This window comes from Mucilaginibacter corticis, from assembly GCF_007558865.1.
Lineage (GTDB): Bacteria > Bacteroidota > Bacteroidia > Sphingobacteriales > Sphingobacteriaceae > Mucilaginibacter > Mucilaginibacter corticis.
The window spans coordinates 785,169-799,473 of sequence record NZ_VLPK01000001.1; the positions used below are offsets into that span (position 1 = coordinate 785,169).

Consider the following 14,305-nt stretch of genomic DNA (forward strand, 5'->3'; position numbering starts at 1 on the left):
TCATTAATGCTAAACAACTACTTTAAATATTTAAACATCACACCGACCGAGGAACGCTGGGGACTGTATGTGACCTCGGTTGGCTATTCTAAAATTGAGCCGAACGACCAATACCCCAACCAGGTACACCCGCAAAGCCACCATTTAACCTGGAACAGGGGCCGCATTTTAAATGACTATTACGTGGTTTTTATCTCCAAGGGAAAAGGGCTTTATGCCTCGGCATTGACCCAGCCCTTTGAGCTGAATGCAGGCACCTGTTTTTTTCTTTATCCGGGTGTGCTGCATCGCTACAAACCCAACCCTAAAATAGGCTGGGAAGAATACTGGGTAGGCTTTAATGGCTATTACGTTGAGCAGCTAATGAACCACGGATTTTTTGACCGCCAGCATCCGTTTATTTATCTTGGATTGAATAAAGATATTCTCATACTCTTCCGGGAACTGATCAACGCCGTACAAGCTTCATTAACCGGCTACCCGCAGCAAATTGCCGGGATAACTTTACAAATATTGGGCCTAATCAACAATATTGCCGAACACCATGAATACAATGATGACCCGGTTGGCAAACTGATCTCGAAGGCAAAATTTATCATCCAGGAATCTTTTGAAGATAACCTCGATATGGAGAACCTCGCCCGCGAATTACCTATGGGTTATTCGGCTTTCAGAAAGGCGTTTAAGCGCATCACCGGCGAGTCGCCTAATCAGTACCATCTCAACCTCCGTCTTGAACGGGCTAAAAACCTGTTAGCCACTACGGTACTTAACATTAGCGAGATCGCTGATCAGACTGGGTTCGAGTCGGTATTTTACTTCTCTAAGCTTTTTAAAAAGAAAAACGGTATCTCGCCTAATACTTTCCGTAAAATGATCCCCAATCAAGAGATCTGATAACGCTGCCTGAGCAAATCCTTCATAAAACAATTTACCTGGAACTGATCGGCTGCGGGTGTGCCGGTAAACGGCAGCACAGGCATATAAGGCGGCGGGCCAAATTCGGTTGTGATGGTTAAAACCGACCGGTTAATTTCCTTGTTATGTGCCACTATCCTATCCCACCATCCCAGGAAATGATCCAACGCGTATTTCCATTCGGGTGCCGATGGGTCTGCCACCTGCGGTCCTTCTTCAAAGCCAACACGGGCATGAATATGCCGTGCTCTTGGTATCGCTTTATTTAAAATACCCGTAAAGTTCTCCAACATGCTTTCAGTAACACAAACCCAGTGTGATAGGTCGGCAGTTAGTAAAAGTTCTTCTCTAATATCCAAAAATTCATCTATCATTTGGGGGCAATACCCAAACCGCCCGCGGTGGGTTTCGTGCGCTACAATGATCCCGGTTTTTGCGGTAAACTCTTGCGCTATATCTATCAGTTCAAGATTTTGCTGAAACGAAAAATAATCCCTGCCGGTATGCGAGTTGATAAGCAGCGGGCCGGGTTCTGCACATTCATATAGATTGGCTAAAAATGATTGTTTAAATTCCTCAAACGTATTGCCATGTGCGGCGTGCTGATGGGTTACGATATGAAAGCCGTACTGCTGCAAGTAATCAAATAATACCTTCTTGTCATTTTTATCTGTAGGTATCCAGGTATCAATACCGTCATAGCCAGCCGGCCTGATCTTTTCAAGAAAAGTTTCCAGCTTAAGGTGCTCATGGCCCCATAAGGGGCAAAGGATCTTTATATCCATTTAAAATGAATTTAGAACAATATGGTCAGGCGCTTTTTGTTACCACAAATTTTGTGATTGCGGCACATTGCTGCTTTATGATAAGATTGCCTGCACTGTCAGACTTTATGTTTTTTGATACATTATTGATCTCAACCTTATAATTTATGCCAGGCTGCAAACTGCTGACGGTAAACTGGTAACTATCGGCAGATGTCATTGTCCATGAATATGCGTTGGGTTTCCATGAATTTATTTGCATTTGTATCCGTTTTTTTGGTCCGGCATTTACCTGTAACCCTTTATCGTCTTTATTGCCCGGGTAAAATGTCAGCACATCAGCGTGTTTACTTGCACCAAAACCTTCTTTGCTTTTTATGGAAAAACTCGAAGTGCTCATGGTATAATCATTTACACTTAATTTAAGCTGATATACCGTATCCCTAAGTGTGTATGAAAACGCTGCACCGTTTAATGAAGGCGATAGATTAGGCTCAATACCCATCCGGTTCCATTTTGGGCGGATACCGTAAATATCGCGGTATAGTGCAGTTATGGTGGTTGATATGCCTGCTAAGATATCATCGCCCTGGCCGGTTTGAGTAACGCGGTCATAACGCTGCGACGATAAACCGTCCTTTTTGTATTGCTTCAGAATGTTATTGATGTATTTAAGCGCAACGCCTTTATCGTAATTAGCATAAGCCCTGATACCCAGATAACCCCAGGTTGGAAAAATATCGCCGTTTTCATATCTTGGGAACGGCCAGTTGCCGCCCGATACTTCTTCTTGTTTAAACGAATCAAAACAAAGCGGCCAGTGAAACAAATTTTCTTTTACTGCCCTTGCTTCTATCTGATCCAATATCTGTGCTATACGTTGCTGATCATCGCAAAGCCCAAACGCGATAGCCGCGAAGTTCACAGGCGTAACCAAGTTATCGCCATGCACAGAACCATCATCATCGCGCCAGTAAACATATTGCTTTTTCTCGGGCGACCAGAATCCGCCTTCGGCGATCGGCTTGTTGAAGGCATCCTTCAGGCGTTTGGCCACGCCTGCGTAGTAGGTTGATTTCTCCTTGTCCCCCAATACCTTTTCACAGTTTGCCCATAGTGTTAACGCTTCATACATCTGCGCGTTAACAAACGAGTTTTCATAGCTGGCCCAAACAATGTCCAGCCAGTCGCTGGCTTTTTTTTCTGAAATGTTGTTATTCATCATTTCAAAGATGCCGTTATGGTTGGCATCACGTTTTATCAGCCAACCGAGGGCTTTTTCGCAGGTGGTTTGATGCGCCCGCAGCCATTTGGTGTCGCCACTCAGATCAAACTGCTCGCTTGTGTTGATGACAAAATCAGGCTGCGAATCAATGGTATAACCCCACATGGCTTCATAATACCCGGTTTTGGCATTATAGGTGCCGGCTATTTCATCACCCGGCACATTATGCCAGCGTGATAACACACGGCCGCTCGGCAAAACCGCTTCATCACGCTCCTGGTCGAGCGTTGACGCCATATTTTTTGTATAATTCTTATCGTCAACCGCCATCCCTATCTGGGCAAAAAAAGGCTCATGCAGGCATTTCCAGTTAGATACCCAGCCGTTAGCGCCTATGATGTTGTTGTCCACCACACCGTATCTTCCTGTTGTATTCAATAATTCGCGTACAGCCACCGCGTCTATTCCGGGTAAAGTGCCCCGCGAATAGGTTTTAAAATAATCGATGTATTCCAGGTCAACCTCCAGTTTAACCGTACCTTTTTTAATTTGAAAAGGTGCAAATACATCGGCCCTGCCCGATACAAAGCGGCTTAAATTATACCGCTGATCTAAGGGGTTATCGGTAACATATTGCGTGCAGGTAAACTCGTTATTGGGGCTATGCGAGTATTTTGTGGCGATGTTGTAGCCCTTGTCTGTTTTGGTACTGATGCGCAGGGCATTGCCTGATTCGGCATTCCAGAAGGTAACGCCGCCTGTATGTACCCCATAGGTGTCGTTTACCTGCTTAAGGTATTTGCACCAAACCATCCCGCCATTATCTAAAATGCCGCCCTTCCATATGGATAAATTGGCGAAGTTGTATTGCGGCATAGCCATTTCTTCAAGGCTGGTAGTGTTGCTGTAATCGCGGATGATATTCCAGTGGATCTTACTGCCTGTTAACCTAAATTCCCAGGTTTCAGCAACGGTAATTGCACCATCGCCATATTTTAAGCCGGATAGTTTGATTATCCCATTATCTTTTGTCAATATGATACCAGCTGCTTTGCCATTCGATAAAAACGCGCCGTCTTTGGTTTTGATCCAGGTGTAAATCCCGGCAGGGGATAAAACATTCTGCCCTTTAATATTTAACTGTTTGATCAGGTATCCTGACGAGTAATCGATCACGATGGACAAATTTTTATCCGGCGCGGAGATGGTAATTGTCTTTGCCGGCAAATCATACTTTATATCATCAGCCAGTACCGGTTTCGCGCAAAAAATCGTCCCGATAAAAAAAAAAGTAAAAATATTCCGAAGCTTAATTAAAGGCATATCAATAAATAAGGTTGACCGACAATGAATTTAGGTATTATTTTTTACTGTAGATCAACGGGGTAACCGCATCATCATTTAACAGATCACCAACCTTTAGATTTGCCAATATCTCTTCCGACAAAATATTGGGTGTACCGTTAAATGTATTTCCATCGGGCATGTAAGCGCAAGTCATGGCCCTGCGGAAACCCGGTGTCATATTCGCGTGGGCACCGTGGATAGTCAACCCGTTGTGGAACGAGCAGCTACCCGCCTTCATAGGCGCAGCTATCGATTTATGTGTTTTAAATTCAGGGTAAGTGGTGAATATCGCACCCATATTTTTACCGATCCCGGGATTTTCGAACGTGGTTTTTTGATAAGATTCAGGGATAAAAAACAGGCAGCCGTTTTCATAAGTAGCATCATCCAACGCTACCCAGATGGATATCGCCCTCCTGTCGCTAAACGACCAGTATGGTGTATCCAAATGCCATGACGTTGGGTTTGCCCACGGCTTTTTTATCAACGCCTGGTCATGCCAGATCCTGATGCCATCAACACCGGCCAGTTCAGCAGCCATTTTACCAAGGCGTTCGTCTAGCATGATCTGTTTGATCTTTTCATTATCCTGCCAAAGGTTGATGAGTTGGTCAAAAACATTATCGTAATAAGATTTATCACTATCATCACCTTTACCATAAACTTCTTTGCGGTCAGGCATTTTGTTGCCACCCCTTTTCTTTACGGCCTCATCCAGCGCGGTGCGCCAAAAGTCCAATTCATCGGGCGATAAAAAATTCTCAATTACTAAAAATCCGTCACGGCGGTACTGTGCAATTTCTTGCGGCGATAGATCACTATTCATTTTGGGTCTTCTTTGGTTTATATTTCAAAGCTATCTGTAAAACCGTTAAGCAGTTATAACAGGCTTAACTATTTTTTGTACTTTTTGATATATAATACCAATGACCAAACAGAAGATCTGTCTAACTATCTTTTAAAAAGGTCTTTTTCTATCCGTTCCATTACTGCATTCCTGTAGCTTTTGCTTATCGGCAGCATCTTATCAGCTACCAATACTTCATAACTATCAATACTGGAAATGGCGCTTACTGCTACTATAAATGATTTATGGATCCGTAAAAACGAGTCGGGCGGCAACTGGCTTTCAATACTTTTAAAGCTCATGTAAACAATATGCTTTTTGCTTTTGGTATACAAGATCACATAATTTGACATGGCCTCGATATAAAGGATCTCATCGATATTTATTTTTTCAAGCTTTTGGTTGGATTTGATGAAAAAATAAGAGCCTGCTACAACAGGGGTTTCCTGTTTTCGTTTCAGACTGAGTTGCGCCTGCGCTTTATTCACAGCCATAAAAAACCGATCGAAGCTGATGGGTTTTAGCAGGTAATCCAACACATTAAGCGTATAACCTTCAATAGCATATTCAGGGAAAGCGGTTGTAAATATTACCAATGGCGGATTGGCCAGGTTTTTTAAAAAACTAACCCCTGTAATTTTAGGCATCTGGATATCTAAAAATATCAGGTCAACCCGGTTATTTTGTAAAGCCAGGCTGGCCTCTATAGCGTTTTTGCAAACATCAACCGGGTGCAAAAAGTCTATCTGCTCTATGTATTCAAGCATCCCGTTGCGCGCTATAGGCTCGTCATCAACTACCAAACAGTTAATTATCATATTGTAATTTAAGGGTGGTTTTATAAATATCCTCGTTTTTATCTACAAGCAACTCATGTTTGCCCGGATATATCAGTTCAAGCCGTCTTTTCAGGTTTTTCATGCCTAATCCGCCAGATTCAATCAAATATTTCTGCCCGCTGGTTTGGTCATAGGTATTAATGGCTTCAACTACAAAAGTGTGATTACCGTCTTCTTTTATTGCCAGGAACACTTTATTGGCTGTTGGGTCTTTATAGTTGGATATATGCTTAAAGCTGTTTTCAATAATTGGCAGTATGAGTAGCGGCGCTATCATAAAGGGCTTGATCTGTTCATCTATCAGCAATTGGATATCGGTATCTTTTTCCATACGCAGCGTTTGTATAGCAACGTAATTTTCTATGTAATGCAGTTCCTTATCTATCTGTACCCTATCATCTGTACACTCATAAAGCTGGTAGCGCAGCATTTCAGAAAATTTTTCGACAGTTAAACGGGCATCTGTGTTTTCTTTATCTATCTGGAAATAGATGGTATTCATGATGTTAAACAAAAAGTGCGGGTTAACCTGCGAGCGTAAAAAATTAAGTTCGGTACTTACCTTTTCTTTTTCTATCTCCAGCATTTTCTGCTCCATAAAAAAGCGGTCGCTTATTATTTTGACTATACAACTTATTATGATCAGGACGATATCGATAAGCAGGGTTTCAACCAGTAATGCGAAAATGTAAAAGGCCGAACGGAAGAAAGGATGGCCACTGATTAAGTGATAAATATATAGCGCGATTACCGTGGTTAGTAAAGCATTTATTACGGCGGCTAAAAACAAATAAAGTATAAAACGCCAGATCCTGCGCTTATATAAATAGTGTGGTGTAAGCGTATAAGCGGCATAATTACATACAGGTATAGCCAGGCCTGTTAATACCAAAAAACCTATCCATTGCGGAAATATGGGCGTATTATAATCGTAGCTGGTAAACATTATCAGGAATGAAACTATCATCCATGCTATAATGTAAAAGATCTTGTATCGATTAAAAAATTGCGAAATGCTTATACTCATCAAACGGCGTTAATTTATAAAGGCAATTTACAATCTAATCCTCGAGTTGCAATTTCCTGATGTCAAGTATTTCAGGCACTTCGTCACGTTTATAACTCCTCTTGTATAATCTAAAAAAATCGCGTGCCGCGCAACTCTATTTTAGAAGAAGAAAACAAAAAATTATTGTTTTCAGCACCCTGCAAAACTTGCTGATAACATATAAACAATTAATTATTTAAAACAAACCATTAAAAATTAAGATCATGAAAAAACTCAGACCTATCCTTATTGCATTATTGATATGCACATCAATGTTTGCTGCTAAAACGGCCCACGCCCAATTTACCGTTGGCGCGCGGGCCGGTGCAAACTTCGCTACCGAGCCTGTTCCTGACCTGTATCATGTTTTTTTAGCCAGGCCTTATGCCGGCCTGTTTGGCCAATATAACTTCAGCGGGCTGGGCATCCAGCTAGGTGTAAACTACTCAGGCGAGGGTGCTAACTACAGGGACCTTTCAACAGAAGATATTTATCATATCAGGCATTCGTTTCTGACCATTCCTGTTTTGGTGTCTTACAAATTTGGTTTTGGCGGATACATTGAGGCAGGACCGCAATTTGGCTTACTACTATCTGCAAAAGAGCAGGATGGCGGCGATCCGTACATGGATACCAAACAATACTACAAAGGAACTGATGTAAGCGCCGGCGGTGGCTTCGGTTATGATTTCAAGGAGACATCGGCCCTTAAAGGTTTCGGCCTTAGTATACGTTACATGCGCGGCCTTACTAATTTCAACAAAGAGGTTGTTGGCAATAATGTCGGGATAAAATCAAGAGTATTGAGCGCGGGCCTAACCTACAAGCTGCCAAAATTATAATCATTAAGCATATAAGATCCGGTTTATGAAAACATTAAAGTTACTTGCTGTATTGGCCGCTTTTACCGCTTTTGCTTCTTGCTCTAAAAAAGACAACGGCCCGGCAAAAACCACTGTTACTGACACTACAAAAACAACCACTACAACTACCGGCACGCAGGATGTATATGTTGCCGGATACCAGGCAATCGGGATCATTGACGTGGCTACGGTTTGGAAAAATGGCGTGGCAACCAAGCCTACTGACCCGGCAACAGAGTACGCTCATGCTAATTCTGTTGCAGTTGTAGGGTCAGACGTATATGTGGGCGGCGACCTGTCAAAAACCGGCCAGCAAATGGCCGTGATCTGGAAAAACGGTACGGAGATACTGCTGACAGACGGAACAAAAAATGCTTCAGTAAACAGGATCTTTTGTGTAGGCAATGATATATATGCAGCCGGATATGAACAGAACAGCACCAGCAGTAATGTCCTTGCGGCAAAACTGTGGAAAAATGGCGTTGCCGTTACCATAACAGACGGGATCCAGTTTGGCGCTGCAAACGCTGTGTACGTATCAGGTACGGATGTGTACGTTGCGGGTTATGGTTTTAGTGTGGACAGAACCATAGCCAAATTATGGAAAAATGGCACGTCCACTAATTTTAACGTCGACGGGGTGAGTTCTTTGGCTACCAGTGTTTTTGTTTCGGGCGGTGTAGTTTATGCTGCCGGTTCTGAAAAATATGGGAATATCAACACGGCCAAAATATGGAAAAATGGTGTTTCGACACCGCTAACCAATGGCACTTATGATTCAGGGGTTTTTGATCTGTTTGTTTCCGGCAACGATGTATATGCTGCTGGCTATGAATATAATGCTAATAATAAACCGGCAGCGAAATTATGGAAAAATGGTACCGTATCAGCCCTTACCGACGGGAGCAATTATGCCTCGGCTAACTCGGTTTTTGTTTTCGGATCAGATGTATACATAGCTGGTTATGACACTAACGGTAACAAAACTGTGGCAAAGATCTGGAAGAACGGTGTAGCTACTGCTTTAACTGACGGAACGACGTCAAGCACTGCTAACTCGGTGTTTGTGGTAAACCAGGTAAAGTATCAATAAGTAGCATCAGTCGAAAGTAAATGCAATTTTTAAACTAAACTCAACAGGCATTTTAAAATGAAAACAATTAAAAACTTACTGTTCATACTGCCAATAGCAGCTTTATTTGTCCTTACATCGTGCTCTAAAAAGAAAGCTATCGCTCCTGCTGTTATTGATACTGCAACCACTATCGGTAATTTTTATTATGGTAGTATCCTTGGATCTCCAAACACCATCATAGGCCCCGGGAATGCAATTTTATTAAGGAATAATGGTACCATGAGAGAGTATGCCAACGATTATTATTCTTTAGGGACAAGCATTGCCGCAAAAGACACCGCGAGCGCTAAAATAAAGATCGATGGTACTTATACCGTTACTAAAATAAACGGTGTTACTACAATTACCGCGATCTGGTACCTGACAACCGGTTCACCGGCTTTAACTTATACACTGGTAGGCGCGGTTGCCGGGCATAACCTGACAGGCACCATTACAGACGTGGGCACCGGGATAAGTACTACCGCGCAGTTTTCATTTACTGATACTGCGCCAAGTATATAAATTTTTACTTTTTATAAAATAACCCTATATGAATAAGTTAAAATTATTAATCGCTGTTTTGGCCTTTGCGGTTATAGCATCGTGTTCAAAAAACAAAGCGGTATCACCCAATACTGTAGACAACCAGGCTGTAAATGTTTATGTAGCCGGTGTTGATGGCAACGTAGCCAAACTATGGAAAAACGGTGTACCTATTGCATATACAGATGGCAAACAGCCGGCCGGCCTTTCATCAGTATTTGTGAGCGGTACAGATGTTTATACAGGAGGATTTGAAGGTAATTTCGCCAAAGTCTGGAAAAATGCCGTGCCTGTATCACTAACCGATGGTAAGTACAGCGCGGTTGTAAATTCTATCTACATATTAGGCAGCGATGTTTATGCTGTGGGCAGTGAGGCGTTAAGCACCACCAACACTGTAGCAAAGATCTGGAAAAACGGCGTGGCAACCTCACTTACAGATGGCACCCAAAACGCTTCTGCCAGCTCGGTATTTGTTAGCGGAACGGATGTATATGTTGTGGGTTTTGAAGCTAAAATTGCCAAACTTTGGAAAAACGGCACGGCAACTAACCTTACCAACGGTGCCTTTGCCGCAGAGGCAAATTCAGTAGTTGTATCGGGTAATGATGTTTATGTAGCAGGCGATATTTTAAATGATGACGGCAATGAAGTGGCTACACTTTGGAAAAATGGTGTACCTAATGCCTTAACCAGTGGTTTGTACACCGCCAGCGCGTCTTCTGTGTTTGTATCCGGCACAGATGTTTATGTATCTGGCACCGAAAGCAGTGATACGCCTTTTGGGCCATCAGACGTTTATAACAGCATTGCCAAGATCTGGAAAAATGGTGTACCTACCACATTGACAAACAATACAAAAGCTACCGGTTTAGGCGGAGTATTTGTTTTGAACGGTGCAGTATATACTGTAGGTTTCCAGGAGTCAGGTGATGTAAATACCACTGCCATGTACTGGAAAAATGGCGCTTCAAACGCGCTGACAACCGGCACTACAGAAGCGGCCGCGATTTCTGTATTTGTAAAATAGGATGACTAGTTAATAATAGATCAGTTAATAGAATGCAATGGGGCCGTACTTTTTAGTATGGCCCTTGCGCTATTCTGAGAAGATTAATTTAAATGCTATGATTTTAACAACTAATTCATAATTTTATGACAACCTAAAAAACCTATTATGAAAAAACTTACCATTATCGCAGCATTACTTTTTACAGCCTATTGTTCAAACGCTCAAAACACAGATTGCAGCAAAATTAAAAAACACGTAAACCCGGTGCAAGGCACAACTGAGTTCAGGTCGCCGTCAAAAGATGTAGGCTTGATATTTTATAAAAAAATCTCAAAGGCCGACACCACTTACCAGGTAGAAGCTTATGGACAAAGCCAAAACGTAAATTATAAAGCAAAAGGCATATATATTGAATTAGACAAAGGCGATTTTATAATGGATGAGATCCTGCCGGCAGAATTTACCGCCCTTGATTCTTATACCCATCAGTATACCGCTACATTAAAGCTAAACAAAATGGAGTTAGACGGATTAAAACAATACAAAATAGTCAAATTTGGTATTGCAGGTATAGATTATGATGTAAGCCAAAAAGATGCTGACAAGTATCAGAACTGGGTTATATGCTTGCTTGGTGATTAAAGATCAAGCCGGGCATTGCTGTTATTGAAGCTAACACTGATACAAATTTATTTCCTATTTTGGCGGCATTGATAATTTCAAATTATCGCCGCAATTTATTATAAAAACAAATATGCCTGCATTCACGCCATCTGTAAGGAAAACCCTTTTGCTGTTTTCTGTTTTGCTGATAACTTCTTTGCACACGGCGATGGCACAGTCTAAGGACATGTGGATGCTCACTTATTTCCGTCAGCGTTACCCTACACGGATAGAGATTGACGCGCAGGGTAAGACCATCGAGGTGCCCCTACCCAACCCCATGTTGGTAGCGCAGCTGCATATCGCTTTATCAACCGATGGCCGCCATTGGACACCATTAAACGACAATAAGCCCATTTGGAATCAGCAAATGCGTGATCAGTTTATCCATAAAGGACCTGATGGGATCTGGCGATTGGTAGCGACAGGTGGCGGCAAAGACGTTCCTGACCATAAACAGTTTGGGCCAAGCTGTATCTATGCCACATCAAAAGACCTGATCCACTGGCAGTTTGAAAAGTACCTGCCGCTGATGAAGGATGTACGTGACAGTACCGGCGCAATGGTAAAAAATATCTGGGCGCCCGAATATTTTTATGACGATGCTACTAAAGAATACACTTTACTCTGGTCGTCTACCTTTAAAAGCGAGGGTTGGCAGGAAAGCCGCTTGTGGTATTGTAAAACAAAGGACTGGAAAACATTTACACCAGCCAAAGTGCTTTTTGCGCCTCCATATTCTGTAATAGATGGCACATTAATAAAACATAATAATGTTTATTACCTGTTTCATAAAGAAGAAGAGTTTGGTGCAAAAACCGGCGAACGCCGGGGCATCAGGGTAGCGACATCTAAAAACCTGGAAGGCCCCTACACTGTTTACCAGGGGCCACTAAACAACGGGCAGATAGCACCAACAATTACCGAAGGGCCAAGCGTTATGGCCGATCCGGTAAACTCCAAGGGATGGCTGTTGTATTATGATTACCCAATGGCCGATGATTACGGTATTTCATCATCGCCCGATCTATTTAACTGGACAATTGAAAAGGACGTAACCCTGCCACCCGACGCAAGGCACGGCAGCCTGTCACGCTTAACATCTGCAGAAGCAAAGGCTTTGCAGAATGCTTTTCCGAACAGCAAATAATAACCAGCTTATTCGCCATCCTGTACTATTTGGTATATAGCAATATAGTGTAAAAGAAGTTAACAGATCTTTACTAACCCTATTGCTCTTTTTTTAAAGCAGTTTCAATTATTGTGTAGTCTGCGTCTGATACTTCATGCAGACTTAGCGGATTTGATGTGATGTAGAATATCTTTATAAATTTGCTGCCCGACTTTACGCTGTCAGCATAATTCACCCGGATACAAACAAAAGAATTACGCGATATAAACCCTTTATGTTTTAAAGCCGCCGCCTGCAATAGTTTTGTTTTCCCTAACGGATTTATAACCAGTGTGCTATCAGTATCTAAGGGTGGAATTGACGAATCTATATATACTTTTTTATGCTTTAAGTGCCCGTAAATGGTTTCGTCATGGATATGAAAGGCTGATGTATTACCATAGTTGGCTAATTCATAAGTTACTTTGACAGAATCGCCTTTTGCTGTTTTTGAAATTACCGGGTTAGGCGTATTTGGCACCGTCCATAACCCTAGTGAAGAAAATAATGCCGGGCGTTTGTCCTGTGTGACTGTATCAGTTTTCGCATTAGTTTTACGGGCTGCGCTGGCACTTTCCTGCATCGCGGCGTTATCGGCGATTTCATCAAGGTACCCTTTTGCCAGGTCATAAACCCCTCCGCCGGATAAAGCAATAAATCCCGTTATCAGCAGGGTTTTGTACCAACCCCACTTTTTTTTATTGTACCAGTCCCTGATAAAGGCGACAGTAATCACTCCGGCTCCGAAAAAAAACAAGATTATAGTAAAGGTTAAACTCATTGTGAAGGTAATTGGCACAACAATATAATACAAAAAGTCAGGAGATTACAACCCTTTTTAAAATTTACAAAATCATAATCTATACCTGATTTATTTTTTAAATTATAGCTTTAAGGAATAACGAGGCGCTAATTATCTCCATAACAGTCAAACAGTTGTCTTCAAGATGTTTTTATTTAACAATCTCCATTTACTATTAATTAACAGGCTGTTGCGGTATTATTAAGCATGAGCCGACAATCGCTAACCAATTGAGGGCAAGCAGCATTAGTTTTAAAAGTTCAAAATTATTGGCCTGCAGCTTTAATGAGAAAAGTCAATCCATCATCAAATCCTGAAAAATCTGCTTTGAGGCGTCGCGATAGGACGTTCAGATCATTACCATCCCTGCTAATTTGTAAATAATGAAAAGCCGGTTTATAATTCGGCGAAAGGTCATGCATTTGCTCGTTATTCGCCTTTAATGGCTGATGGAGGCCGCCTCCACCACCTATCACCAGGAAATCTTTTCCCAACACGTTGAATTGCTCGAAATTATGGGAATGACCTGACAGGAACAGCACCGCTTTTTTTGACTTGATAAACGGCGGCACGAAATATTTCCGTACATTTTCAGAGGGCTGTACAATGGAGCTATTGGTGTACGGCGAATGGTGGCAACCAACAACAATCATTTTTATAGCCGGGTCATTATCCAGCCTGCTAAGTTCGGCCTGGTACCAGTTGTTTTGGCTGGTTATTTCAGCGGAAGACATGGCTGCAAAGTTGGAATTAACCAGTACCACAGCAATCGAATCAACTACCTTCATATAGCCCTTAGGATCATAATCGGGGAAGCGCTTTATAAAATTAAGGGTTCCACGCCGGGCATTAAACATCACTTCGTGATTGCCCAGTGTGGCATAAACGGGTATGGAATCTTTGGTCGTACGGGCTATATACTTGTCGATATTTTTCCAGCTATATTTACTTTTTCCAAGCGAAACAACGTCGCCCAAAATAAAGAGCGCTTTTGGCCGCAGGCTGTCCACATCGGTAAAGATCATTTTTGTGGCCAGAAGATTATGATTGGGTTTAAGCAACAGTTTTTCTACCCACATTGGTTCTTGGGTATCGCTGGCAAATGCAATGACCGGCTTTTTACTTTGCGCCATGAGCAACTGCGAA

14 protein-coding genes are annotated in these 14,305 nt (G+C 42.2%); 7 read left to right on the forward strand and 7 right to left on the reverse strand.

The window, feature by feature from the left end; all coding sequences use genetic code 11:
- Positions 1–6 precede the first annotated feature (6 nt).
- Complete coding sequence (locus FO440_RS03365) at positions 7–897, forward strand: helix-turn-helix domain-containing protein (protein ID WP_144246811.1); 891 nt, start codon at positions 7–9, stop codon at positions 895–897.
- On the opposite strand, the gene FO440_RS03370 is transcribed toward FO440_RS03365, so the two are convergent.
- From FO440_RS03370 to FO440_RS03390, 5 genes are all read right to left on the reverse strand, one after another.
- Positions 885–1,703 carry a sugar phosphate isomerase/epimerase family protein gene (locus FO440_RS03370; RefSeq protein WP_144246812.1) on the reverse strand — a complete coding sequence of 273 codons (819 nt, stop codon included), beginning with the start codon at positions 1,701–1,703 and terminating at the stop codon, positions 885–887. The genes FO440_RS03365 and FO440_RS03370 overlap by 13 nt on opposite strands.
- A 25-nt stretch (positions 1,704–1,728) precedes the next feature.
- Complete coding sequence (locus FO440_RS03375; RefSeq protein WP_144246813.1) at positions 1,729–4,230, reverse strand: alpha-L-rhamnosidase-related protein; 2,502 nt, start codon at positions 4,228–4,230, stop codon at positions 1,729–1,731.
- A 37-nt stretch (positions 4,231–4,267) separates the two neighbouring features.
- Complete coding sequence (locus FO440_RS03380) at positions 4,268–5,080, reverse strand: phytanoyl-CoA dioxygenase family protein (protein ID WP_144246814.1); 813 nt, start codon at positions 5,078–5,080, stop codon at positions 4,268–4,270.
- Between the two features lie 125 nt (positions 5,081–5,205).
- Positions 5,206–5,919, reverse strand: a complete 714-nt coding sequence (locus tag FO440_RS03385; RefSeq protein ID WP_144246815.1) for a LytR/AlgR family response regulator transcription factor — start codon at positions 5,917–5,919, stop codon at positions 5,206–5,208.
- Positions 5,909–6,967, reverse strand: coding sequence for a sensor histidine kinase (locus tag FO440_RS03390; protein WP_144246816.1), 1,059 nt, complete (start codon positions 6,965–6,967; stop codon positions 5,909–5,911). Before FO440_RS03390 ends, FO440_RS03385 begins: the two co-directional genes overlap by 11 nt.
- Before the next feature lie 245 nt (positions 6,968–7,212).
- Here FO440_RS03390 and FO440_RS03395 point away from each other — a divergent pair, with 245 nt between their 5' ends.
- From FO440_RS03395 to FO440_RS03420, 6 genes are all read left to right on the forward strand, one after another.
- The gene (locus tag FO440_RS03395; protein ID WP_144246817.1) at positions 7,213–7,830 is read left to right on the forward strand and encodes a porin family protein; all 618 of its coding nucleotides are present in this window, start codon (positions 7,213–7,215) and stop codon (positions 7,828–7,830) included.
- Positions 7,831–7,855: 25 nt separating this feature from the next.
- Positions 7,856–8,944, forward strand: a complete 1,089-nt coding sequence (locus tag FO440_RS03400; RefSeq protein ID WP_144246818.1) for a hypothetical protein — start codon at positions 7,856–7,858, stop codon at positions 8,942–8,944.
- A 57-nt stretch (positions 8,945–9,001) separates the two neighbouring features.
- A complete protein-coding gene (locus FO440_RS03405; protein ID WP_144246819.1) occupies positions 9,002–9,490 on the forward strand; it encodes a hypothetical protein in 489 nt (162 codons plus the stop codon).
- A gap of 28 nt (positions 9,491–9,518) precedes the next feature.
- Entirely contained in the window at positions 9,519–10,541 is a 1,023-nt protein-coding gene (locus FO440_RS03410) for a hypothetical protein (protein WP_144246820.1), read from the forward strand.
- A 147-nt stretch (positions 10,542–10,688) separates the two neighbouring features.
- Positions 10,689–11,165 (forward strand): hypothetical protein, encoded by a 477-nt coding sequence (locus tag FO440_RS03415; RefSeq protein WP_144246821.1) that lies wholly within the window; start codon positions 10,689–10,691, stop codon positions 11,163–11,165.
- Between the two features lie 112 nt (positions 11,166–11,277).
- Positions 11,278–12,336: a glycoside hydrolase family 43 protein gene (locus FO440_RS03420; RefSeq protein WP_246104166.1), complete on the forward strand. Its 1,059-nt coding sequence runs from the start codon at positions 11,278–11,280 to the stop codon at positions 12,334–12,336.
- A gap of 79 nt (positions 12,337–12,415) precedes the next feature.
- On the opposite strand, the gene FO440_RS03425 is transcribed toward FO440_RS03420, so the two are convergent.
- Together FO440_RS03425 and FO440_RS03430 are read right to left on the reverse strand one after the other, a co-directional pair.
- Positions 12,416–13,138, reverse strand: coding sequence for a hypothetical protein (locus FO440_RS03425; RefSeq protein WP_144246822.1), 723 nt, complete (start codon positions 13,136–13,138; stop codon positions 12,416–12,418).
- Positions 13,139–13,425: 287 nt separating this feature from the next.
- Entirely contained in the window at positions 13,426–14,292 is an 867-nt protein-coding gene (locus FO440_RS03430) for a metallophosphoesterase family protein (RefSeq protein WP_144246823.1), read from the reverse strand.
- Between the last annotated feature and the right edge of the window lie 13 nt (positions 14,293–14,305).